29 protein-coding genes are annotated in these 24,133 nt (G+C 37.8%); 23 read left to right on the forward strand and 6 right to left on the reverse strand.

Features of this window, described 5'->3' with window-relative positions; all coding sequences use genetic code 11:
* Window positions 1-32: 32 nt before the first annotated feature.
* From J2T03_RS01120 to gcvP, 19 genes are all read left to right on the forward strand, one after another.
* Window positions 33-623 (forward strand): Crp/Fnr family transcriptional regulator, encoded by a 591-nt coding sequence (locus J2T03_RS01120; RefSeq protein WP_306845992.1) that lies wholly within the window; start codon window positions 33-35, stop codon window positions 621-623.
* A gap of 78 nt (window positions 624-701) precedes the next feature.
* Window positions 702-1,112 (forward strand): VOC family protein, encoded by a 411-nt coding sequence (locus tag J2T03_RS01125; RefSeq protein WP_307208965.1) that lies wholly within the window; start codon window positions 702-704, stop codon window positions 1,110-1,112.
* Between the two features lie 56 nt (window positions 1,113-1,168).
* The gene (locus tag J2T03_RS01130; protein ID WP_307208967.1) at window positions 1,169-1,630 is read left to right on the forward strand and encodes a hypothetical protein; all 462 of its coding nucleotides are present in this window, start codon (window positions 1,169-1,171) and stop codon (window positions 1,628-1,630) included.
* Between the two features lie 71 nt (window positions 1,631-1,701).
* Window positions 1,702-2,226, forward strand: coding sequence for a DinB family protein (locus J2T03_RS01135; RefSeq protein ID WP_306845989.1), 525 nt, complete (start codon window positions 1,702-1,704; stop codon window positions 2,224-2,226).
* Window positions 2,227-2,229: 3 nt separating this feature from the next.
* Window positions 2,230-3,006 carry an alpha/beta fold hydrolase gene (locus J2T03_RS01140; RefSeq protein ID WP_307208969.1) on the forward strand — a complete coding sequence of 259 codons (777 nt, stop codon included), beginning with the start codon at window positions 2,230-2,232 and terminating at the stop codon, window positions 3,004-3,006.
* Between the two features lie 130 nt (window positions 3,007-3,136).
* Entirely contained in the window at window positions 3,137-3,568 is a 432-nt protein-coding gene (locus J2T03_RS01145) for a VOC family protein (RefSeq protein WP_307208971.1), read from the forward strand.
* Window positions 3,569-3,645: 77 nt separating this feature from the next.
* The gene (locus J2T03_RS01150; protein ID WP_307208973.1) at window positions 3,646-4,059 is read left to right on the forward strand and encodes an SRPBCC family protein; all 414 of its coding nucleotides are present in this window, start codon (window positions 3,646-3,648) and stop codon (window positions 4,057-4,059) included.
* Window positions 4,060-4,094: 35 nt separating this feature from the next.
* Window positions 4,095-4,334 carry a DNA-directed RNA polymerase subunit alpha C-terminal domain-containing protein gene (locus tag J2T03_RS01155; RefSeq protein WP_307208975.1) on the forward strand — a complete coding sequence of 80 codons (240 nt, stop codon included), beginning with the start codon at window positions 4,095-4,097 and terminating at the stop codon, window positions 4,332-4,334.
* Window positions 4,335-4,426: 92 nt separating this feature from the next.
* A complete protein-coding gene (locus tag J2T03_RS01160; RefSeq protein ID WP_307208977.1) occupies window positions 4,427-5,293 on the forward strand; it encodes a VOC family protein in 867 nt (288 codons plus the stop codon).
* Window positions 5,294-5,378: 85 nt separating this feature from the next.
* Window positions 5,379-6,212 (forward strand): SDR family oxidoreductase, encoded by an 834-nt coding sequence (locus tag J2T03_RS01165; RefSeq protein ID WP_307208979.1) that lies wholly within the window; start codon window positions 5,379-5,381, stop codon window positions 6,210-6,212.
* A gap of 107 nt (window positions 6,213-6,319) precedes the next feature.
* On the forward strand, window positions 6,320-6,748 hold the full coding sequence (locus J2T03_RS01170; protein ID WP_307208981.1) for an SRPBCC domain-containing protein: 429 nt from the start codon (window positions 6,320-6,322) through the stop codon (window positions 6,746-6,748).
* A gap of 23 nt (window positions 6,749-6,771) precedes the next feature.
* Window positions 6,772-7,215 carry an SRPBCC family protein gene (locus J2T03_RS01175; protein WP_306845981.1) on the forward strand — a complete coding sequence of 148 codons (444 nt, stop codon included), beginning with the start codon at window positions 6,772-6,774 and terminating at the stop codon, window positions 7,213-7,215.
* Between the two features lie 106 nt (window positions 7,216-7,321).
* Entirely contained in the window at window positions 7,322-7,780 is a 459-nt protein-coding gene (locus J2T03_RS01180) for a DoxX family protein (RefSeq protein WP_307208982.1), read from the forward strand.
* 129 nt (window positions 7,781-7,909) lie between these two features.
* Window positions 7,910-9,916 carry a S9 family peptidase gene (locus tag J2T03_RS01185; RefSeq protein ID WP_307208983.1) on the forward strand — a complete coding sequence of 669 codons (2,007 nt, stop codon included), beginning with the start codon at window positions 7,910-7,912 and terminating at the stop codon, window positions 9,914-9,916.
* Window positions 9,917-10,179: 263 nt separating this feature from the next.
* A complete protein-coding gene (locus J2T03_RS01190; RefSeq protein WP_307208985.1) occupies window positions 10,180-10,758 on the forward strand; it encodes an RNA polymerase sigma factor in 579 nt (192 codons plus the stop codon).
* Window positions 10,759-10,771: 13 nt separating this feature from the next.
* Window positions 10,772-11,104 (forward strand): hypothetical protein, encoded by a 333-nt coding sequence (locus J2T03_RS01195; RefSeq protein WP_306845977.1) that lies wholly within the window; start codon window positions 10,772-10,774, stop codon window positions 11,102-11,104.
* An 89-nt stretch (window positions 11,105-11,193) separates the two neighbouring features.
* The gene (locus J2T03_RS01200; protein WP_306845976.1) at window positions 11,194-11,460 is read left to right on the forward strand and encodes a hypothetical protein; all 267 of its coding nucleotides are present in this window, start codon (window positions 11,194-11,196) and stop codon (window positions 11,458-11,460) included.
* A 122-nt stretch (window positions 11,461-11,582) separates the two neighbouring features.
* Window positions 11,583-12,230 carry a J domain-containing protein gene (locus J2T03_RS01205; protein WP_307208987.1) on the forward strand — a complete coding sequence of 216 codons (648 nt, stop codon included), beginning with the start codon at window positions 11,583-11,585 and terminating at the stop codon, window positions 12,228-12,230.
* Window positions 12,231-12,691: 461 nt separating this feature from the next.
* Window positions 12,692-15,550 (forward strand): aminomethyl-transferring glycine dehydrogenase, encoded by a 2,859-nt coding sequence (gcvP, locus tag J2T03_RS01210; protein WP_306845974.1) that lies wholly within the window; start codon window positions 12,692-12,694, stop codon window positions 15,548-15,550.
* Between the two features lie 369 nt (window positions 15,551-15,919).
* Here the strand turns inward: gcvP and J2T03_RS01215 are convergent, their stop codons facing one another.
* A complete protein-coding gene (locus tag J2T03_RS01215) occupies window positions 15,920-16,237 on the reverse strand; it encodes a nuclear transport factor 2 family protein (protein ID WP_307208990.1) in 318 nt (105 codons plus the stop codon).
* Window positions 16,238-16,314: 77 nt separating this feature from the next.
* Window positions 16,315-17,109 (reverse strand): SDR family oxidoreductase, encoded by a 795-nt coding sequence (locus J2T03_RS01220; protein ID WP_307208992.1) that lies wholly within the window; start codon window positions 17,107-17,109, stop codon window positions 16,315-16,317.
* A 125-nt stretch (window positions 17,110-17,234) separates the two neighbouring features.
* On the opposite strand from J2T03_RS01220, the gene J2T03_RS01225 reads away from it, so the two are divergent.
* On the forward strand, window positions 17,235-17,585 hold the full coding sequence (locus tag J2T03_RS01225; protein WP_307208994.1) for a winged helix-turn-helix transcriptional regulator: 351 nt from the start codon (window positions 17,235-17,237) through the stop codon (window positions 17,583-17,585).
* A 116-nt stretch (window positions 17,586-17,701) separates the two neighbouring features.
* Here J2T03_RS01225 and J2T03_RS01230 read toward each other — a convergent pair whose 3' ends face one another.
* Window positions 17,702-18,433, reverse strand: a complete 732-nt coding sequence (locus J2T03_RS01230) for a YggS family pyridoxal phosphate-dependent enzyme (RefSeq protein WP_307208996.1) — start codon at window positions 18,431-18,433, stop codon at window positions 17,702-17,704.
* Window positions 18,430-19,149, reverse strand: coding sequence for an AAA family ATPase (locus tag J2T03_RS01235; protein ID WP_307208998.1), 720 nt, complete (start codon window positions 19,147-19,149; stop codon window positions 18,430-18,432). The genes J2T03_RS01230 and J2T03_RS01235 overlap by 4 nt, the downstream gene beginning before the upstream one ends.
* Window positions 19,150-20,334: 1,185 nt before the next feature.
* On the opposite strand from J2T03_RS01235, the gene J2T03_RS01240 reads away from it, so the two are divergent.
* On the forward strand, window positions 20,335-20,670 hold the full coding sequence (locus J2T03_RS01240; protein ID WP_306845969.1) for a DMT family transporter: 336 nt from the start codon (window positions 20,335-20,337) through the stop codon (window positions 20,668-20,670).
* Between the two features lie 64 nt (window positions 20,671-20,734).
* On the opposite strand, the gene J2T03_RS01245 is transcribed toward J2T03_RS01240, so the two are convergent.
* Window positions 20,735-21,706, reverse strand: a complete 972-nt coding sequence (locus J2T03_RS01245) for a DUF6268 family outer membrane beta-barrel protein (protein ID WP_307209000.1) — start codon at window positions 21,704-21,706, stop codon at window positions 20,735-20,737.
* A 3-nt stretch (window positions 21,707-21,709) separates the two neighbouring features.
* Window positions 21,710-22,138 (reverse strand): hypothetical protein, encoded by a 429-nt coding sequence (locus J2T03_RS01250; protein WP_306845967.1) that lies wholly within the window; start codon window positions 22,136-22,138, stop codon window positions 21,710-21,712.
* 196 nt (window positions 22,139-22,334) lie between these two features.
* On the opposite strand from J2T03_RS01250, the gene J2T03_RS01255 reads away from it, so the two are divergent.
* Complete coding sequence (locus J2T03_RS01255) at window positions 22,335-23,411, forward strand: sensor histidine kinase (RefSeq protein ID WP_307209001.1); 1,077 nt, start codon at window positions 22,335-22,337, stop codon at window positions 23,409-23,411.
* Window positions 23,408-24,133, forward strand: coding sequence for a LytR/AlgR family response regulator transcription factor (locus J2T03_RS01260; protein ID WP_306845965.1), 726 nt, complete (start codon window positions 23,408-23,410; stop codon window positions 24,131-24,133). Before J2T03_RS01255 ends, J2T03_RS01260 begins: the two co-directional genes overlap by 4 nt.

Genomic DNA, 24,133 nt, shown 5'->3' on the forward strand with positions numbered 1-24,133 from the left:
ATATTTTTAAAGCTTTAAAAAGCAATGACTCCATGATCAGCAAAGCCTTAGAGATCTGTTACGATTTTCCGTTTTTTCTTCAGGAAGAGCTTGACGAAATATTTCAGGCTCATGAAAAAGTTTCATTCCAGAAAGGAGATGTTATTCTTGAAGAAGGAAAGACGGCCAACGAATATTATATCCTGGAAAAGGGCCTTGCCCGTTCATACGTCAATGACTTTAGCGGAAATGAGGTAACCACGCATTTCTTTGCCGATAACGAGATCATTATTGAAGTGTTGTCGATTTTTCAGAGAATTCCAACCCAGGAAAATATTATCTGTATCACAGACTGTGAATGCTGGAGATTTGATTATGAGACATTTCAGGAGCTTTTCCATAAAATACCCAATCTAAGAGAATGGGGAAGAGCATGGATGTCAAAAGAGCTTTTTGTGTATAAACAGCGCTCTGTAGAAATGTTTACTCTTTCCGCTACCAGGCGTTATCTTAATCTTTTGGAACAGAAACCTCAGGTTTTACAGTTTGCCCCTCTCAAACAAATTGCCTCCTATCTGGGAGTTACAGACACTTCTCTAAGCCGTATCCGTAAGGAAATTGTATCCCATCCGAAGAAAAATTAAATCTTGTCTTATGGCAAGTTGATTTTCATTAAGGCTTGGTAATTTTGGTTAAAAGTTTAACACAGAAAAATTACAATTATGAAAGCCAATCAAATTTATGTCAACCTTCCGGTAAAAGATGTACAGAAAACAAAAGAATTCTGGACCAGGATGGGATTTGAAATCAATGAACAATTTTCGGATGACAAAGCAGTCTGCGTGGTGCTGAAGGAAGACCATATTTACGTAATGTTCCTTACAGAAGAATATTTCCAGACTTTTTCCGAAAAACCTGTTCCGAAAGGGGATACAACACAGGTTCTTGTTGCCATTGCCCTGAACAGTCGTGAAGAAGTTGATCAGGTGGTGAACACAGCTGTGCAAAACGGAGCTTCACAACATGAGGAGCCTCAGGATTACGGATGGATGTATCAAAACTCTTTTTGGGATTTAGACGGGCATGGCTGGAATATAACGTTTGCCGATGTTTCCCAAATGCCTACAGAATAAAGATCAGGACCTAGCTGTATAACCTGTGGAAATAACCATAATAAAACCTTACCGCCATGGAAACGAAAACAAACGATATTGAAATAGTAAAAGTTCAGGTATTCAGCAACTACAAAGTCATGTCAATGAATACCGAAGGCATTACCCACGAAGAATCTATGATCTTCCCCAATGGTGAGGCCAACTGCCTGAACTGGATTCTAGGGCATTTAATTTACATAAGAAATGCATTTCTGAATACCCTTGGTGAAGAATCTGTCTGGAACAGCGAAAATTTTTCCTGCTACAACAGAGGAGAGATTCCGCTGGAAAGAAAAGATGAACTGATAGGTTTTGAAGAATTAAAGTCTTACCTGCAAAAATCTCAGGATAAGCTCGAAGCAAAACTCACCAGTATTGAAAAGTTGAATCCTGAAGCAATTAATGATATTGCTATCTTTTGTCTTCACGAAATTTATCATAGCGGGCAGCTGGGCTATCTCAGAAGAGTCTTAGGAAAACCCGGTGCTGTAAAATAGCCATGCTTAGAATTAAAAAAAACGTAAAAACTTCACCTACAAAAAGACACCCAATCATTAAAAATTAAATAATGGACACACCAAAATCAAAAAAAATGGAGCTCGTTATTCCCGCTTACAGAATGCACTCTCAAAACTTTCTCAATGTTTTGGATGGTATTTCGGAAGAAGATGCTTTGAAAAGAATTGAAGGAAAAACCAACCATATCGTCTGGATGGCAGGAAACTTTGTCAATATGCGCTATGCTTTGGGCTGGGTTTTAGGACTCAGGGATGAAGATCCCCACAGTGATCTTTTCTTTCAGGGAAAGGCTCTGGATGAAAGTTTCAATTATCCGGGTTTAGATGAACTGGAGAAAAATTTCCATGATATTTCACCAAAAGTATACCAGAAGCTTTGGGAAACTTCTGATGAAGAACTGGATGAAATCTTTGAAATCGGGATGAATATTCCTTTTATTCGTGAAACCAAACTCAATTTCGTAGGAATGTGTATCGGTCGAGAAGATTATTTATGCGGGCAGATAGGTCTTATGAGAAGAATCCTGGATTATCCGGGGATGAAATATGACGTGGATGAAAATCTAAAGTATTAATTAATGGAACCTAAAGAAAAAGGCCATAAACAGGTCAACGGAATCCGCATGTACTACGAAATCTACGGTTCCGGAAAACCCCTGGTACTAGTCCATGGCGGAGGATCTTCCATCCTGTTTGATTTTAAGGAAATAATTTCCAGACTTGAAAAGCAATTTCAGCTCATAGGTATTGATCTGCAGAATCACGGAATGACCGATCACCGTGATGTTCCCGAAACCTTTGAACAGGATGCCCATGATGTAGCGGCTCTTCTGAAGGAGCTTCATATCGGAAAAGCCTTATTCTGGGGATTCAGCAACGGCGGAAACACCGTGATGCAAATTGCGCATCTTTACCCTGAAATAACTGAAAAAATCATCATTGCATCTGCATTCTATAAAAGAAACGGAATGATGGATGGCTTTTTCGAAAGCATGGCAGATGCCACTCTCGAATCTATGCCGGAACCTCTTAAGATTAATTTCCTTAACCTGAATCCTGATTTTTCAAAACTTGAAAATATGTTTGATAAAGACAGCAAAAGGATGCAGACTTTTGAAGATTGGGATGAGAAAATTTTGACATCCATAAAGGCTCCTGCCTTGTTCATAAGCGGAGACAAAGATGTCATGAAACCTGAACATGTAGTGGAAATGTGGCGTCTGGTCCCCGAATCCCGGCTGATGATCCTTCCGGCAGGCCATGGCTCCTATATGATGGCAGACTTCGAAGGAAACACAGATTCCCACCTCATAAATTTTACAGTAAGTGAGGTGACAAAATTTTTAAACCATTAAGACCATATAAAGACAGATCACACTGATCTTCAAGTTTGATCTGCAATCATTCTTAATATTCTTAAGAGCTTGATCAAACTTTTAAAACTTACATTTATTAATTAACAATAACATTTAAAAATCAGAAATCATGGCTAAATTAAATCCGTACTTAAATTTTGACGGGAAAGCAGAAGAAGCTTTCAACTTTTACAAATCTATTTTCGGGGGAGAATTTCGTGGAGAGGTTTTCAAAATGGGCAATGCCCCGGGAACCGAAAATTTATCCGACGAAGAGAAAAATAGGGTGATGCATATTGCTCTGCCAATTGGGGATGACCTTCTTATGGCCTCGGATATTGTTCCAAGTTTCGGGCAGAGCCTTAACGTAGGAAATAATAATTACGTATCCATTTTCCCGGAATCCAAAGATGAAGCGGACAGGCTGTTCAAAGGGCTTTCTGAAGGCGGAAACATAGAAATGCCGATTGAAGACCAGTTTTGGGGAGATTATTTCGGAAGCTTCCAGGATAAATATGGAGTTCATTGGATGGTGAACTATAATGAAGAATCTGCAAAATAATCTTATATTTAACTAAATTTATTGAGGGCAGTTCAAACCCGGACTGCCTTCTTATTTTAACATTAAAAAATAGAACGATGGACCCAATTAAAATAGATATCACCATTTTAACACCAGTAGAAAAAGTCTGGAATTATTTTAATGACCCCAAACATATCACGAAATGGAATTTTGCCGATGAATCCTGGCAGTGTCCCAGTTCCGAAAATGATTTAAGAGTCGGGGGAAAATTTAAAACCAGAATGGAAGCAAAAGACAAAAGCTTCGGTTTTGAATTTGAGGGAGTTTATGATGAAGTGGTTACGAATTCCTATATTAAATATCATATGGAAGACGGCCGGAAAGTTGAAGTTATTTTTGATAAGATAGACGAAGACACCACAAAAGTTACCGAAATTTTTGACCCTGAAAAACAAAATTCTGTGGAAATGCAGCGGGATGGCTGGTATGCTATTCTCAATAATTTTCACAAGTATGTTGAAAATCATTAAAACACCCAATTTCAGTCATGATAAATCTGGTCATAATGGCAAAATGTTTAAGCTCCATTTGTGCTGTTAATCATGTTGTTAGAAATAATAATTTCCTGTCTGGCATTATTGCAGTACCGGCAAGAAGGGCTTTAGAAAGAGAAAAAATTGATTCTCTTGAAAAACTTTCGGATTATTCTGAAGAAGAGATCATGAACCTTCATGGCTTTGGAAGAAATACCATGGAAAGACTGAAAAATCATATGGAAGAACATCAGGTTTCTTTCAAAAACTAATTATTTATAGAATACCTGATACTTTATCATTGCACATATTTTTGTCAACATGATCAACAAAAATATATATTTTCACCCCTAAATTTAATATTATGAATAACGATATTTTTCCATGTCTCTGGTTTGACGAAGAATCAAAAGAGGCTGCAGAATTTTATTGTGAGGTCTTTGACGGAAAGATCACCGCAGATACTCCCGTAGTGATGAACATTGATCTGTTCGGGCAGAAATTGATGCTGCTGAACGGAGGGCCTCATTTCAAGAAAAATCCTTCAGTTTCTTTTATGGTCATCTGTAAAACAGAAGATGAAGTCCAGCAGTATTGGGACAAACTTATGGAGGGCGGAATTGCTCTCATGGCTCTGGATTCCTATTCCTGGAGTCAGAAATACGGCTGGGTGCAAGACAAATACGGCGTTACCTGGCAGCTGTTTCTAGGAGATAAACCGGAAGATCAGAAAATCATTCCTACGCTGATGTTTATCCATCAAAATAATGGAAAAGCAAAGGAAGCAATGGAATTTTATACCCAGACATTCCCGAATTCAAGCATTGGGAATATCCTGAAATATGGCGATGGAGGAGAAGGACATCCTATACCCGAACCGGCAGAAAATATACAGCATGCACATTTTACCATTAATGGTTACAGCTTTTTCTGTATGGATAATTCTTATGACCATCAGTTTGATTTTAATGAAGGAATTTCTATGGTGATCATGACAGATGACCAGGAACATACCGATTATCTTTGGAATACCCTTATTTCAGATGGAGGAAGAGAAAGTATGTGCGGATGGCTGAAAGACAGATATGGATTCAGCTGGCAGATTGTTCCGAAAAGGCTCATTCAGCTAATGAACGATTCAGATCAGTCAAAATCACAAAAAGTAGTACAGGCGATGATGAAAATGCAGAAGATTGTTATAAAAGACCTGGAAGAGGCTTATAGTTCGTAAAAGAAACGACGAATTTGCCTGTTTTGCCCTTTTGAGTTTCAGTTTTCGGCTTGCTGTTTGATGTGATTTATAAAAAGATTTGCTTATGAAAACACAGAACAGATCACAATCTAAATCAAAAGTTCCCAAAGAAGGGCTCTTTCCGGAGATCATCCGGAATGATTACCAGGGAAGCCATAAACTTCAAGGAAAAAAAGCCGTTATTTCAGGCGGAGACAGTGGAATAGGACAGGCTGTCGCCGTTCATTTTGCGAGAGAAGGTGCAGATGTCGCAATTATTTATAAAGAAAGTGATGACGATGCTAAAGAAACAAAAAAGCTTGTGGAAAAAGAAGGGCAGCAGTGCATCCTCGTCAAAGGGGACCTTACAAAAAAAACGGTCAGAACAAAATGTGCGGAAAAGATAAAAAAGACCTGGGGAAATCTGGATATCCTGGTTAATAATGCAGGAATTCATACCTCAAAAAGCAGTCTTGAAAAGATCTCCGATGAGCAGATTCAGGAAACTTTTAATACGAATATCATCTCTATGATTTCCTTTACGAGAGATTTTTTACCTTTGATTGGCAAAGGAGGCAGGATTATCTGTACCACATCCGTTACAGCATACAGAGGAAGTGATCACCTGATTGACTATGCAGCCACTAAAGGAGCTATTCTGTCCTTTATCCGTTCACTTTCAACCAATCTTGCGGAAAAGAAGATCTTAGTCAACGGAATTGCACCCGGACCTATATGGACACCTCTTGTGAAAGAAGCTTTTGATGATCTTTCAACATTTGGAAAAGACACACCGCTGAAACGTGCCGGACAGCCATCGGAAGTTGCACCTGCCTATGTTTTCCTTGCCTCTAAAGATGCAGATTATATTACAGGAGAAGTAATTCATATCAATGGAGGAGGTTTTGTAGGAGGCTAGTTGAAGTAGAAACTAGAAGTTAGAAAAATGAGACATCTGTAGTCTAAATTTAATGATCTAAAAAGTAACATTTAATTTCTAACCATCTAACATCTAATAAAAAAACAATGCATAAATTATTTTTTGAGATTCAAATTGAGGCACCTCCTGAAAAAGTTTGGGATGTGCTTTGGAGTGATATGACATACAGACAGTGGACAACAGCATTTACAGAAGGCTCTTTCTATATGGGAACTTTTGAAGAAGGAAGCATTATGAAATTTTTTGACCCAAATAATAACGGCATGTACAGCCGTGTTGAAAAAAATATAGCCAATAAAGAAATGAAATTCCTGCACCTCGGGGAAATTTACGATGGTGTAGAAACTGAACAGAATTGGGGTGAAGCCACAGAAAGGTATATTCTAGAAGAAATACCAACAGGGACAATACTGAAAATTGAAATTCAGACGCCTGAAGAATTTAAAGATTTTTTTGAAGAAAAATTTCCAAATGCCTTAGGAATTGTGAAAAATCTTTCAGAAAATCAATTGTAAATAACAACCAAAAAATATAAAATATGGAAACCTTATCCTACGAAATTGTAATCAATGCCCCGCTACAGAAAGTCTGGGACATTCTTTGGAATCCCGATACCTATACCGAATGGACCCAGTTTTTCGGTTCCGGATCCAAAATGAAATCCGACTGGAAGGTGGGCGGAAAAACTTACTTCGTGAATGCAGAGGGTGCAGGAATGGTATCAACCATTGACAGTCTGGATGAACCTAACCAAATTATTTTTAAACATCTGGGAATGGTAGATAGCGAAGGGAATGAAGACACCCAAAGCAAAGAAATAATGGAATGGAGCGGCTGTTTCGAAAAATATATCCTTATTGATCTTGAAGGGAAAACAAAGCTTCATGTTGAAGTACAGGTCGACAAAGAATGGGAAGATCACATGGATAAAGGATTTAAGCAAGGGCTGGAAGTGGTTAAAAATCTAGCTGAAAAAGCATAGTAAAGTAAATTCCTTTAAAAAACAAGACCCTTACAGTTTCTAACCTGTAAGGGTTATTTGTACAAAATTTACACTATCTTTCTATAACAGTACATATGAACAAAACATGAAATTATTAACGATCCTTTTTACAACATTTATTCTTGCTTTAGTAGGAACTTATATATTTCAGGGAAAGCCGGATTTTTTATTTTCGGGAAATCTGGGAATGGCTGTGTTCATTGTCTTTACAGGGTTTTCCCATTTTAAATTCCAGAAAGGAATGGCTATGATGATTCCCGATTTTCTTCCCGGTAAAATGTTCTGGGTGTATTTCACAGGAATCCTTGAGATTGCTGCGGGAATTGGGCTGATGATTCCTTCAATAAGAGAAATAACGGCTATACTGCTGATTATTTTTTATGTTTTGGTTTTTATCGCCAACATTAATTCTTCCAGGAAAAACATTAATATTTTCAAGGCAGACTATACCGGGCCAGGTATGAAATATCTTTACACCCAAAGAATCCCAATGCAGCTTATTCTGATTGCATGGACCTGGTATTTTGGAATTTATTTAAATTAGAGACAAACTTTTTTTATGAAATTTCGGAATGCATGTAACATTTTGAGGGTTAGGATGTCATATTATATATAAGGTTTTAACTAATTTTAAAATCAGTGATAGATCATTTAACCATCCAAAATATGAATTATGAATATTAATACTAAAATTTTTGGTGCGGCTCAGGTCGTACTTTCAGCAATTATGATTAATGCACAGACTTCAACGGCAAAACTGCCGGGCGATCCTACGCTTCCATCCACTAAAGCAAATCTTGAGAAACTGGTTTCTTATGATAAAGGAAACTTTAAATATAAAGTGGAAGATTATTTTGCAAGACCGAATGCTTCACAGTTTAAAATATCTCCGGACGGACAGTATCTTTCCTACAAAGAAAAAGATAAGGATAAGAAGAATCATGTCTATGTAAAAGAATTGAAAACAGGGAAAATTACAAAAGCCATTGTAGAAAAGGACGACCTTATCAAGAGTTACGGCTGGCTTGGCAAAAAACGCCTTTTCTTCACTCAGGATAAAGGAGGTAATGAAAATATCCATCTTTATGCAGCAGATATTGACGGAAAAAACCTTAAAGATCTGACTCCTTTTGACGGAATTACCCTAGGAACTGTAAAGCTGATAAAAGATACTGAATTTGTTGTTGTAACAATGAACAAAAATAACAAACAGATCTTTGAGCCTTATAAGATCAATTTCAATACAGGAGAAATAACCCAGCTTTATGAAAATAAAGATGTCAACAGCCCTATTGATGATTATATTTTTGATAAAGACGGCAATCTCAGAGGATATACTGTGCTTGAGAACGGGCTGACAACCAAGACTTACTATAAAGACCTGCAGACCGGAAAATTTAATCTGCTTAAATCCACAGACTGGAAAGACACCTTCAGCATCATAGGACTTAATGATAACTCCAAAAATAAAGATGAAGCTTATGTTGTTACCAATCTGGATAGTGACAAGGCCAGGATTGTGCTTTATGACCTGAAGAAGAATGCAGTGATCAAAGAAGTATATTCCAATCCTGTTTTTGATGTAAGCTCCATCAGTGTTGCCGGTAAAAACAGGAATTATGAACTTGATTATGTGAGCTATGACGGGATTAAAAGTGAAACCGTTCCGGTAAGTCAGTTTTATAAAGAAATTGATGCTCAACTGAAATCTGAATTTAAAGACAAACAGTTCTCCATCGTTTCTTCGGATGATAATAATGAAAAGCTTTTGGTGTATGTGGGAAGCGACAAATTCTATGGGGCTTATTATGAATATGATACGAAAAGCAAAAAGATAAATCTTCTTTACAACCTGATGCCTCAGCTGAAAGAAGAAGATATGGCAGAGATGAGGCCTATCGAATTCAAAAGCAGGGATGGATTAACGATCCGAGGATACATCACCCTTCCCAAAGCTGCTCTTGAAGGTAAAAAAGTACCTTTGATTGTGAATCCTCATGGCGGTCCGCAGGGAATCCGTGATGAGTGGGGATTCAACCCGGAAACACAGCTTTTTGCCAGTAGAGGATATGCAACGCTTCAGGTAAACTTTAGAATTTCCGGAGGTTACGGAAAAGAATTCCAGAAAGCAGGATACAAGCAGATCGGAAGAAAAGCAATGGATGATGTGGAAGATGGGGTGAAATATGCCATAGAACAAGGTTGGATAGACAAAGATAAGATTGCGATCTACGGAGGAAGCCACGGTGGTTATGCTACTCTGATGGGCTTAATCAAAACACCGGATCTTTATGCCTGTGGTGTGGACTATGTGGGAGTATCCAATATTTTCACTTTCTTCGACTCCTTCCCGGAATACTGGAAACCTTACAAAGAAATGGTAAAGCAGATTTGGTATGATCTTGACAACCCTGAAGAAGCAAAAATTGCCAAAGAAGTTTCTCCGGTTTTCCAGATCGATAAGATCAAAAAACCTCTGTTTGTAGTGCAGGGAGCCAATGATCCAAGAGTCAACATTAATGAATCCGACCAGATTGTAAAAGCAATGCGTGCAAAGGGCTTTGAAGTTCCGTATTTAGTAAAATATGATGAAGGGCACGGATTCGGGAAAGAACCGAACAGACTGGAGCTGTATAAATATATGCTGGGCTTTTTTGCAGAGAATTTCAACAAAAAATAATAAAAGCTAAGATAAACATAGACGGGGAGTGTATTGCTTCCCGTTTTTTTGTGGATAGAGTCAAGACGCCAGATTTCAGACATCAGATATGAGATTGAGTGAGGGTTCAGGCTAAGATTAAGAAGTAATTTCTCCATATTTCATTACCTGCTTTAATCCAAATCTCGCGCTCCGAAACCCGCATCCAGAAACAAAATCCAAACAATCAAGAATTTTTTTTAAATTTATTAAAGTAAAACCATAAAGCAAGCCGTCATAGCAATATGGAGGTTGTCGAAGAAATAACAATGCCACAGGAGGAGAAAGCAAGCATCATCTCACAAACCGTTTCAAAGTACGGAGGAAAGCTGATGTCTTATATTCGTCCGAAAGTGAAAAACGCAGAAGATGCGGAAGATATTTTGCAGGAAGTGTGGTTTCAGTTCAGCAGTTTGACCAATCTTTCTGAGATTGTGAATGTAGGCGGCTGGCTGTATAGAGTGACTGCAAATAAAATCACTGATCGTTACCGCAAAAAGAAAACCGAAAATCTTGAAGACTTTGTCTATGAAGATGAAGACGGAAGTTTTTCTATCAAAGATATCTTATTGCTAGACGACAGTGCAGGTCCCGAAGTTAAGATGTTTCAGGACGAAATCTGGAAAAAGCTTTTCGAAGCATTGGATGAACTTCCCGAGAAACAGAGGTTGGTATATGTAGAAAACGAATTGAATGACAAGACCCTTCAGCAGATTGCTGATGAACAGGGAGAAAATATAAAGACCATTATCAGTAGAAAAAATTATGCTGTGAAGCATTTAAGAAACCGACTGAGAAAATTATACGAAGATTTAAATAGTTAGTAAAGAAGAAATTATGAATCATAAACACAAAAAAGGCTGGATTTTTTTACTCTTATGTCCGCCGCTGATCTTAGTAGCCGTTACATTAATTGTAATGTGGCTTTGGAACTGTCTGCTTCCTGAGATTCTGGGTGTGAAATCCATTACATTCTGGCAGGCGATGGGGATTCTGATCTTAAGTAAGATCCTTTTTGGAGGCTTACATTTTGGCAAGGGGATGAGAGATTTTAAAGAAAGGAAAATGAGAGAAAAAATGGCCGGACTATCTCCTGAAGAACGGGAAAAATTCAAGGAAGTATGGAAAAACAGATGTTCAGGAGGATTCTTTAACAGAAACAACGGGTAATTTAAAATTTTAAGAAGTAGTAAAGTAAAATTGAAATTCATCCGTCTCTATAAAAAACAAGAAGTAGTAAAATTTAAAATTTTGAAAAAATGAAAAATTCAGCATTAAAAGGAGCTCTGGGAGCATTAGCTGTTGTTGGAGTGGCATTAATTGCCAAAAAAGCAGTACAAAGAAAAAAATTTATAAAGGGTATTTTCAGCGAATACGGAATTAAAGAAAAATCACCTTTCGGTCTGGCTGATAAGATCAGAGAAATGGACGAAGAGCAGTATCAGGAACTAAAAGGGAAATTCAAAAAAGAATTCACTTCAAGATGCTGCAGGAAAGAAAATAAGGATAATATTGTGGAAGCATAAGCAGTAAATAACTAAATTGAAATTGTTAATTCCGGCGCGGGAAGCAAAGCTTCCCGCGCCGGAATTTTTTTACCTCATAGAAGCAATACGAAAAAAATAAATTCCTATTTTTGTACAGCTCAATGAAAGACTACTATTATTTTCTCGGGATTTCTCCGGATGCTTCAGAAGAAGACATCAAAAAAGCTTATAGAAAATTATCTTTAAAATACCATCCGGACAAGAACGATAACGACGATTTCTTTGCCGGGCGCTTCCGCGAAATTCAGGAAGCGTATGAAATATTGAGTGATTCAGGAAAGAGACGTACCTATGATCAGAATTTAGAGAATCATCAGAAAAGTTTCAGGTATAATACTCCGCCTTCCATCAAAACATTTACTTCTAATAAAGTTCATGCAAAAAAAGGGGAGGAGATCATCATTAACTGGCAAACAAATAATGCCGATGTGGTAAAAATACTGCCTTTCGGCCTTGAAAAACCTTTTGGAGAACGGATTTTTAAGATCACAGAATTTAAAGACGGAAAATTTCAGCTTCTGCTGCATGCAACGAATTCTCAGCTTCACAAAACTGCTGTACAGGGAATCACCATTACTGAAGTTTTTGAGAATGATGCTGCTCAGTTTAAAAACAGTGTGGAAGAAATGTTTAAACCTCAGCCCAGAACACCGATCAACAGATCCGGACAGCCAAAGATCATGATGCTGATTTGGGGAATTCTTATTCTGGCGGCAGCTATATATTTTCTGTTCAGGAACTTCGGCTAGTTTAAGCCATCTTTTTCCTTCCGGGACACTTTTTGCATCTTTTTCCCTTTTTGAATTTCTTACAACATGATTTCTTTTCACAAAACATGTCTTCATTATTGAATGCGTATACTGGAGATAAAGGAGGTACTTTAAATGGGACAATCATATTCATGCTGCAAATATATTAATTTAGAATAAATATAATTAATAAAATTTCATAAATGTTATAACATCTGTATATCAGTGTGTTTAAAGTGAATTCACTACCTGTTTATGACCTGGAAATGCAGATTTTATAATAACTTGATTTCCCCGAAATGATGCATATTCTAAGCAGGAAGTTGAAAATTTAGACTGAATAAATTTAAAACAGGCAAGAGTTTTTCTCTATCATTCCGGCAATTTTGAACTCTTGTACAGTCGTTTAAAAAATTGTAATTTTACGAATCTTTTTTACGAACAAAATCTAATAAATAAAAATGAATACAGAACAGTTTGTGAGCCGTCACATTTCCCTTAATGAAGCCGATAAACAGGCAATGTTGGAAAGATTGGGCGTTTCAAGTATTGAAGAACTAATTTCTCAGACCATTCCTTCTTCTATCCGACTAGAAAAGGATCTTGAGATCTCTGCGCCGCTTTCAGAATACGAAATGCTGAACCATTCCAAAGAACTGGCATCGAAGAATACTGATTATACCAGCTATATCGGTTTTGGATACCACAATACACTATTGCCTTCAGCTATTCAGAGAAACATCTTTGAAAATCCTAGCTGGTACACTGCATATACACCTTATCAGGCTGAAATTGCACAGGGAAGACTGGAAGCACTTCTTAATTTCCAGACTGTAGTGTGTGATCTTACAGGTTTTGAGCTGGCTAATGCTTCACTTTTAGATGAATCTACAGCTGCGGCCGAAGCTATGCACATGTTCTTTAACAACAGAACGAAGGATCAGAAGAAAGCTAATGCCAACAAATTCTTCGTTTCCGACCTTGTTTTACCTCAGACAGTTTCTGTTTTAAAAACGAAAGCAGAAGGTTTAGCAATCGAAATTGTAGAAGGTGATCACAAAACTCATCAGCTAGACGAAACGTATTACGGTGTCTTATTACAATATCCGGGTAAAAATGGTATCGTTCTGGATTACACAGAAGATATCGTAAACTATAAAAAATTGGATCTGCAGGTAGTTGTAGCTTGTGATCCGATGGCTTTGGTTAAATTAAAATCACCGGCTTCTATGGGAGCTGACTGTGCCGTTGGAACTTCACAGAGATTCGGTATTCCACTGGGGTACGGAGGACCTCACGCAGCATTTTTCTCTTGCAGAGAAGATTACAAGAGAGACATTCCGGGAAGAATCATCGGGGTTTCTCAGGATATGTACGGAAAGCGTGCATTGAGAATGGCGCTTCAGACCAGAGAACAGCACATCAAAAGAGAAAGAGCGACGTCCAATATCTGTACAGCACAGGTGCTTCTTGCCGTAATGGCAGGAATGTACGCGGTTTATCACGGTCCAAAAGGATTAAATTATATTGCTGATCAGATCCACTTTAAAGCAAACGCTTTGAAAAACGGGCTTAAAGCATTAGGATATCAGACCGTTGAAGAGCCGATCTTCGATACTGTGAAAATCACAATGAGCGAGGATGAAAAAGGAAGATTGATGAGAGTGATGCTTGATCACAGACTTAATCTGAACTATTTCACAGAAGGAGTGGTAAGTATTGCAATCAACGAAAGTACAACATTGGAGAAATTAAATTATCTGATGGCTTCTTTCGCTCAGTTTAAAGACAAGCAGACTTTCAAATTAGAAATTAAAGAAGGATACAGCATTCCTGAAGAATTATTGAGAAAAGACGAAATTCTTACAGAGCAGGTATTCAACAAATATCATACGGAAACAGAATTGATGCGTTACATCAAGCGTCTTGAAAGAAAAGACTTATCATTAACGCACTCAATGATCTCTCTCGGATCTTGTACCATGAAGCTGAATGCAGCCACTCAGATGCTTCCACTTTCATGGGCGGATTGGGGAAGTATTCATCCGTTCGTACCGGTAGATCAGGCCGGAGGTTATCAGGAAATGATCAAAGAACTTGAAAAAGATCTTGCTGAGATTACAGGTTTCGCAGGAACTTCATTACAGCCAAACTCCGGAGCTCAGGGAGAGTATGCAGGCTTAATGGTGATCAGAGAATACCACATTTCAAGAGGTGAAGGCCACAGAAACGTAGTATTGATCCCTCAGTCTGCACACGGAACCAACCCGGCTTCTGCAGCAATGGCAGGAATGAAAATTGTTGTGGTGAAAAACCTTGAAAGCGGAGAAATCGATTTCGAAGATTTAAAAGCTAAAACAGAGCAAAATTCTGAGAATTTATCTTGTGTAATGATCACATATCCTTCAACTTACGGATTCTTTGATGACAATATTAAAGAAATTACAAGCCTGATCCACGAACATGGCGGACAGGTATATATGGACGGTGCCAATATGAACGCTCAGGTAGGATTCACAAGTCCAGGAAACATTGGGGCAGACGTATGTCACCTGAACCTGCACAAAACGTTTGCTATTCCTCATGGAGGAGGAGGCCCTGGAGTAGGCCCGATTTGTGTGGCCAAGCACCTGGTTCCTTTTCTTCCTTCCAATGCCAATATCAGAGTTGGAGCTAAAGAAGCGATCGAAGGGATTTCTGCAGCACCTTACGGTTCAGGTTTGATCCTTAATATTTCTTATTCTTACATTAAGATGTTAGGAACAGATGGACTGAAAAAAGCAACAGGGCATGCGATCCTGAACGCCAATTACCTTAAAGGGATATTGGCAGAACATTTCCCGATCTTGTATTCCAACAGAAGTGGAAGAGTAGCTCACGAATGTATTGTAGACTTCCGTCAGTTCAAATCTTTAGGAATTGAAGTAGCTGATGTAGCGAAGAGACTGATGGATTATGGATTCCATGCGCCTACCGTTTCCTTCCCTGTAGCAGGAACATTAATGATTGAGCCTACAGAATCTGAAAGCAAGTCTGAAATCGACCGTTTTGCAGAGGCATTAATTTCAATTAAAAAAGAGATTGATGAGATTGCCAACGGAGAAGCAGATCAAGCGAACAATGTCCTTAAAAACGCTCCTCATACCGAACAGCTGGTGATCTCGGATTCCTGGGATAAACCGTACAGCAGAGAAAAGGCAGCTTATCCTCTTGAATGGGTAAGAGACCACAAATTCTTCGCTTCTGTATCCAGAGTGGATGAAGCTTACGGAGACAGAAACCTGGTTTGTACTTGTGAGCCGATTGAAGCTTATATGTAATCAGGATTTATGACCCATATAAAAACACCCGTTTGGATTCCAGGCGGGTGTTTTTTTAAAATTATTTTATATCCTGTTACCTTCTTCGGGAGCTGTATGCTACAAGAAGTGCTATAGCCATGGTACCAAAAGTTACCATTGAAACTGTTTTAATCGATACCTCACTATTATTTGTCTGTGATGTATTATGATCCTTCTCACACGAAGACAGGAACACTACTGTCATGAATAGACAGCCCAAGAGTAATTTTTTAATCATAAAATGTATTTGTTTGGTTTTAAATATTTTACGATCAAAAAAGATACCGAACAAGCTATTTAAATAAGAATTCTGTATGTGATAAATAGGAAATTTTACTGTTGGTTCTTTTAGCCTGTAATCTTCAATGACCCAATAAGGCCCTCACTGAACTCGAAATGGTATTTCAAAGTCACCGGACTTCCTGGAAATGTGCCTGAAATTTCCGCTGACAAAACATGATCTGTTTCGTTATAATCTAAAGTTTTCATGCTGGCTTTGTATTCTTTGTTGGCGGTGTCAATCCAGTTTTGTATTTCTGTTTTTCCGTTGTGGGTTTTGCCTTCGTCAAATACGACTGCGGTTTCTATAAAGCAATCAGCATAGGCATGACTGTCAAATTCGTTTTGTGCTTTCACTAATTTTGAAATGATGTTAGGTAAATTCATTTTTATTTTGTTTTTAAATTATCAATTATCAATTATCAATTATCAATTATCAATTATCAATTATCAATTATCAATTATCAAATTGTGGGTATCGTTCCTCCGTCAATAATGTATTCGGTTCCTGTGAGATAATGAGCTCTTGGTGACACCAGGAACCCTACCAGTTCAGCTACTTCTTCGGGTTTTGCCGGTCTTCCATAAGGAATTCCTCCCAATGCATCCATTACGCTTTGTGTAGCCTGTTCTACGGTACTTTTGTTACTTTCAGCGATCCGTTCCATCATTCTTGCAGAAGCTGTAGTCATGATCCAGCCGGGTGAAACAGTTAATACGCGGACTCCTTTTGGAGCAACTTCGTTGGATAAGCTTTTGCTGTAATTCAGTAATCCTGCCTTTGCAGCAGCATAGGGGAGTGTACTGTCATATAATGGTAATCTGGCCTGAATGGAGGCAATATGAATAATGACACCGGTTTTCCTTTCAATCATTTGCGGTAGAAAGCCCCTGTCCAGGCGTACCGGTGATAAAAGATTGGTCTGTAGCGAATGCAGCCAGTCTTCGTCGGTTAAAACGGCGAAGCCACCGCCTTTGGTCTCTGAGCCTCCGAGATTATTAACTAAAATATCCAGCTTCCCGAATTTTTGTACAACTTCTTCCACCACTGTATGAGTTCCCTGAGAGGTACTGAGATCTACTGAAATAAAGTATAAGTCTGGATTTTCCTCGTCGGGAGGGTTTCTTGCAACGGTAATTACTGTGGCCCCTGCACTCAGTAATCTTTCTGCGATGGCTTTTCCTGCTCCTTTAGTACCACCTGTGACCAGGGCTGTTTTGCCTTTCAGTTCGTTATTGAAATTAAACTGTTCTTTCATATGCTAAATTCTTTGATACAAATTTCAGAAGTATCTTCATTTCCGGCAATAAGGGAAAATCGAATTGCATAGGGATTAATTTTTCCCCTATTGTACATTTTGGAACATTGGGCTAATTTTACAGTATGTATGAAAGAAAAATTCCTTTGAACTTAAATTGCGGTCTTGATCTGATCGGTGAAGTGCTTTACGGAAAATGGAAGATCCGTTTGCTGTGGTTTATTAATGAAGGGTATCAACGTCCGAGTGAACTGCAGCGCAAAATTCCCGATGCTTCAAGACGGGTATTGAATATTCAGCTGAAAGAACTGGAAGAACACGAACTGGTTTCAAAAATCATTTATGCCCAGCTTCCGCCAAAAGTAGAGTATTATCTTACAGATTTTGGTAAGACACTGATTCCTGTTATTTCTGCATTGGGAAATTGGGGAGATCAGCATGAAGAGCGGTTGCGGAAAGTTATTTTGAAGAAATAGGAGCAGGTAAGCTTTTTGAGTGGTAATGATTTATTCCCTAGGGAATTTGAACTAGGGTTGATAAATCTCTGTTATCAAGCTATAGGTTTTATAACGATAAAAATTTATTTTGGATTCTATTTCCCTTCATCCCAATAAAAACTATCCGGATATATCCTCGCCCCAAACACAGCCGTTCCCACTCTCACAATGGTAGCTCCCTCTTCAATGGCTATCTCCAAATCACTGCTCATTCCCATGGAAAGTTCCTTCATTTCTACGTTAGGAATATTCTGGCTGATGATTTCCTGCTGAAGGTCTTTCAGGATCTTAAAACAGCTTCTTACTTTCTCCGTTTCTGCACTGAAAAGGCCGATGGTCATCAAGCCTTTAATCTTTAATGTACTGAATTCAGAAACCTTTCTGGCCAGTTCAGCGGCTTCATCTGGATGGACGCCGAATTTACTTTCCTCTTCTGAGGTATTCACCTGGATGAGTACCTCTATTGTTTTTCCTTCCGATAAAAGCCTTTGATGAAGTTTTTCTGCAAGATCCAGACGGTCCAGAGAGTGTACGCAAACGACATCATATTTTAGAATATCTTTGATCTTATTGGTCTGCAGGTGGCCTATAAAATGATTTTCATGTGGTATGCCTTTCAGCTCATCATATTTCTCTTTCAGTTCCTGGACTTTATTCTCTGCAATTAAAGTCTGCCCGTTTTCTAAAGCTGTTTTAATATGCTCTGCTGAAACTGTTTTTGTAGCTAGCAATAATCTGACTTCATCCCGGTTTCGGCCTGCTTGCTCGCATGCTTTCTTTATCCTGTCATTGATGATTCCAAGATTATGGAGGATATCTTCTTTCATAGCTGTATCGTTTCCTTCGCTTCCAGCTTTTGAATTAAAGCTGACTTAATTGATGTTAAAGCATGGTCTTTCGCCTCGGCAAAAGAAATGTTGTACTTACGGTCTATTTTTCTCAGTTCTTCCGGGAATTTAGAAAGGAGATCATCATAAAAGGTATCAAGAAACTCGGTGGGTGGCATTTCATAGCTGATCTTTAGCTGGAAACGTCTCAGCAAAGCGGTATCAATGATCTCTGCATGATTCGTTGCACAGATTAAAAGGGCATTTTCGGGATAATAATCGATCAGCTGGATCAGCGTATTCACCAGTCTTCTCATTTCTCCTACATCCTTATCGTCGCTTCCTCTTGCTTTCCCGATCTGGTCCAGCTCATCCAGAAACAGGACAGATCTTTCCCTGGCGGCTTTATCAAATATCATTTTAATATTCTGGGAAGTTTCCCCGATGCGGGACGAGACAATATTGCTCAGATTTAAGATCAGTATATTTTTATTCAAAGCATTGGCGACAGCTTTGGCGGTCATCGTTTTTCCACATCCGGAATTTCCCTGCAGAAGGATCTTGTTATTTACGGGGAGGCCGTATTCCTGCAATTCTTTTACATAGGTGTGTTCTTTAATAAGCTGCGCAAGCTGGGCTCTGTTATTGCTGCTAAGAAATACATTGTTGAGGGTTACTTCCTCTTTATCCTGAATGATGAGATTGTACAGATTCATGCTAAAACTAAAAATAATTCTTATCTATACAAAGATAAGGCTTTATTAAATGATGGTTGGTCCTGAATTAAGAATTAACAGGTAGCCCAGACCAGGAAAGGAGAGAATATTCAACATGAATGGGCTTTAGCCGGCTTACAAATAAGAGCATGCTGCCAGATTTAGATCAAGCCATTAGTTGTCAGATATTTAACAAGGAAAGCCGAACCATTGTTCAGCTTTACTATTGGGATATATAAAATTTGCTATGAAATTTAATAGAAGGGGTTATGTTTTCGGGCCCTTTTACTCCAATGAGTAAAAGAGCAGAATCTGAATATTCAGATTAAAAACATAAACAATACAATTAATATGGATGTTCTATAGAGCTTTTCTTTATAGAACTTAGTTTCTTTGTTCTCTTTTTACTGTCATAAAGTAAGAAGCGAATACTACTACACATGTTGCGATACCGATGTAAGTTACCATTTTTGTTTTATTTAATTATTTGACTTTATTTTATCAATTTTCTAATTGCAATATTACAGTTTTCAAATCACGTGCCAAAGCAAATAATTATGATGTATATCAGTGTGTTATGTGTTTGTATTGTTAATTTTAACTAAGTTTTTGTTTACAAAAAATTAATGTGTTTTTAGGAAATTATTACTATATTTATTGTCTTATCTTCAAAAAAATAAAAAGTTGACAACTGTTTCAATGCTTCTATATTGGACTTGATAAAACAAAAAATTAAAAATGCAGTGCATAATATTTACTTTAAGTTTGTTTTTTGAACGTCAGATTTTGGGTGATGAAGAATTATTATGTTAAGAAAACTTATTTTTCGGACTTGAATTTTATCCTTTAATTTTTAAAAGCTGACAAATTTTATGACATCAATTTGAAAACTTTGTCACATGTATTGGAAATACTGACAGGCTGGGAAGGATTGCTGGCAGACATTTTTAAGTAAATATTTTTTTCTTTTTGTAAACCTTTTATAATAAGTGCTTTGAAATGATTTCACCCATAAGGGACAATAAGACAGGAGTTTTTGCTGGATTTTAGATCCTTAACCAGGATAGATATACTTTGAAAATATAAGCCTACATCTGATTGAAAAAAGGGGATGTAATAGCAGTTTTATCAGTCAGTTTTCTGTGAAAAGAAATGGCTTTTCGTTATTTTTGTAAAAATAAGCTTATGGGACGCAGTTATATATTTCTTGCCTTGGCCATCATATTCGAGATCATAGCTACCACTTTTCTGAAAAAATCTGAAGAATTTTCAAAGCTGTGGCCTTCTGTGGTTACTGTGGTAGGATATGCAGCCGCATTTTATTTCCTGAGTATTACCCTGCGCCAGATTCCTGTCGGAATTACGTATGCCATATGGTCCGGAGTCGGAATTGTTTTTATAACCATGATCGGGATCATTGCTTTTAAGCAGGTTCCGGATCTGCCGGCTATCATCGGAATTGCACTGATTGTGGTTGGGGTAATTGTTATTAATGTATTTTCAAAGATGGGGACACATTGATTTTTTTAAGATTTAAGGTTTTGCTTTTCCAAGAACTCTTGAACGGTTTTTCAGAAATTTGAAATTATTTTGCTCTTGGCTTTCCAAAAGGATTATAAGAGACTCCGATATTGAAATAGAATGAAGGCTTGTAGCTGGCTTCAAAAATATAGTCTTTAAGAGATTCCTCCTTATCAAACACTCTTGCCTGCGGAACAGCCCTGATTCCGGTTTTTAAAGTTCCAATGAAATTACTGCCGAGATTATGTTCATAAATAACCCCGGAATTGATTTCCAGCTGCCTGAATTCATAAGTTCTGGTATTCCTGTAAATATAAAAGGATGTATTATCCATTTCCGTTCCCAGGGAAATCCTGCCGTTGGCAAAAATATCCTTTCTGATCAGTAATTTTTTAGGGAGAAGAATGTCCAGTACCCATCCGCTATTGAATTTGTTTTCATAGGTAAATACAGGAAGCAAAGGAATCTGTGCGCTTGGATCAATAAACCCGGCTAAACCCACCAGCATTTTTGTCTTTGGAGTAGCTTTTAAAACAATAGAAGCAGTCACCAACCCTCTGATTCTTTCAAAATGCTGCTCACTTCCGTCCACTGAAGCACTGGCCGTATAAATCGCTGTCTTATTGAATAACTTGGAAAAATAACTGAGATTGACTGATTCTGAATGATAATGATAATCATTCTTTGCATCCATTTCAGGTAAAATCGGTGCTTCCGTATTGAATGCTGAATAACGATAATTCAGAGAAGTGCTCAATAGCCAGCTTTTCTTTTTGACAAAATAAATATTGGCATTGGCTTTTAGCTGCTGAAAGCTTTTCACCTTGTTATCAGACAAGCCCGCCCCCTGAAGTTTCGAAGAGAATTGAAAAGGGGTAGTCAGGGTATAATCAATATTAAGATCGCGGGTCTGTGGAAACTTGTCGGCAAAAAATGCTCTTACCTTCAGTGGAATACTATCTCTTTTTTGAGCATAGGCAATGTTCTTTAAAGGGAACATAGCAAGCGGTAAAAGGACTTTTCTCAGTGTTTTCATGGTTTATTTTAAAGTATGGATGATAGATTGGAAAAAATGGAACACGAATATTTTGTCATAGAATATCTCTAGGCTATTCTCAATAATAAAGTCAGTATAACAGCACGTATCGGAAACGGCATCTTCCTCCACAAAGACAAACCAGACTTCTTTAAGCTTGCTCCGTCTTTTATATTCCTCAAAAGCATTCCAGTCGAACGGGGAAGAATGTTTAAGATTATAAAATAAAATTCCTTTTCTAACACCATTTTCTTCCACGGTATTAACAGGATGCTGAATGTAGTTTAAAATCCTGATCTGCGAATGATAACATTCTACAAAATGATGCAGGTCGATCATCTGTATTACCTTCTCTTCTTGCTGGGATTCTGTCATATAAAAACATTCTGAGGTTATTTCTTTTGTAAGTTCCTGAAAAACGGCTAATTCCATAAGCATAAAAATTCAACACGGCAAAGAAAGACAGAATAACATCGTAGAGATTTTTTTTTATACCAAACCGCTTCTATTTTATACGAAATTCGTGTACGTTATAATTTGTATAAAAAAATGCAGGGTTTGTATAATATTATGGGGACTTCTTGCGTTATTCTCTATTTTTGTTCTGGATTAAAACCGGCAGAATACTATGAAGTACAGCACACTGAAATTTAAGGAAACACTGGTCATGGACTTTCTGGTTGAAGACAGGTTTAAGTTCCGCAGGCACCTGCTGTTCCTTATTTTCTTTTTCTTCCTGCTGTACAGTGCAAGGTTCTGGCACTGGTATTCCGGAATTCAGCAGTATTATGTTCTGTTATTTGTATACAGCATACTGATTACCATGGTCTATATTAATATATATATCCTGGTACCCAGGTTTTTCTTTAAAGCCCGATATATTACTTATCTCATTCTGCTTGTGCTCCTGGGATTTGCCGGGCTGAATATGATAAGCTACGGTTTCAGGTTCTTCTTTGAAGACTTTAGAGTACAAAATATCAGGAAGGCAGGAGAGAAAGGCAGTGTTTATGAAGGTATACTGATGTGTGTTCCCATTATTTTGACCACAACTACAGTGAAGCTACTGCAGAAATGGATCAATGATACCAAAAGAATAGCAGAACTGAACAATCTGACCCTGCAGATGGAGCTGAATGAACTCCGCAACCAGATCAATCCGCACTTTCTTTTTAATATGCTGAATAATGTGAAAGCTCTTACAAGAACTGATCCTGAAAAAGCATCTGCGGTGATTGTAAAACTTTCAGAGTTTTTAAGGTATCAGCTGTATGAAAATGGAGAAGAGAAAACCCTGCTGGTTTCGGAGATAGATTTTCTGTCCAATTTTCTTAACCTTGAAAAAATAAGAAGAGAGAATTTTTCTTTTGATATCACTGCGGAAACAGAAAGCCGAACGTTAAAAAGTACTTTTATTCCTCCGAATTTGTTCACCACTTTTGTTGAAAATGCCGTAAAGCATAGCGTGGATATCAGTGATAAAGTATGCTATGTGAAAATAGAGATAAACGTTAAAGACAAAATACTCCACTTTATCTGCACCAATTCAATGAATCAGAGCCTGACTGTATCCAATGCAAACTACAGCGGGCTGGGGCTCGCCAATATTAAAAGAAGGCTTGAGCTTCTCTACGGAAACACTTTCAGCCTGGAAATCAATTCCGGAGAAAAAGAATATACCGTTAATTTAAAAATTCCTGTATGAACTGTATTATAGTAGATGATGAACCTTTGGCAAGAGCTGAAATGCGTTCGCTGGTCAATGAAACTTCCAAAGCCGAAATCCTGGGAGAATTTTCCAATGCTCTTTCAGCACTGGATTTTCTTAAGACCAATGATGTAGATCTTATTTTTCTGGATATTGAAATGCCAATGGTAACCGGATTGGAATTTGCAGAAATGCTGCCAAAAAAATCCCTGATCATTTTCACCACAGCCTATTCCCAGTATGCCTTGAAAAGCTACGAACTGGAAGCTGTAGATTATCTGCTGAAACCGATAGATGGCAAAAGACTGGAGAAAGCTATAGAAAAAGCCATCCTCTACACAGAGCTTTTGTCTAAGGACACCGTAAAAAATACAGTAGAGTCCAATACACCTGACTTATTATTCATAAAGGCAGACCGGAGGTTCTACAAGATCAGCTTTTCAGATATTAAATTTATAGAAGGCCTGAAAGATTATGTGGTGATCCACACCCGGCATCAGAAGCTCATTACAGCCATGAACCTTAAAACCATCCACCAGAAAATTTCGTGGGAAACCTTTCTTCGTGTAAGTAAATCTTATGTAGTCAATCTCGACTTTATCGATTCGTTTGACAACCATAATATTTATATCGATGAATCTGAGATTCCCATAGGCGAAGTCTACAGATCCGATTTTTTCACAAAATATGCCGGTGGATTTCTGAATCCGGAAGGGTAG

The organism is Chryseobacterium lathyri (assembly GCF_030812195.1).
In the GTDB taxonomy this organism is placed as follows: Bacteria; Bacteroidota; Bacteroidia; order Flavobacteriales; family Weeksellaceae; genus Chryseobacterium; species Chryseobacterium lathyri_A.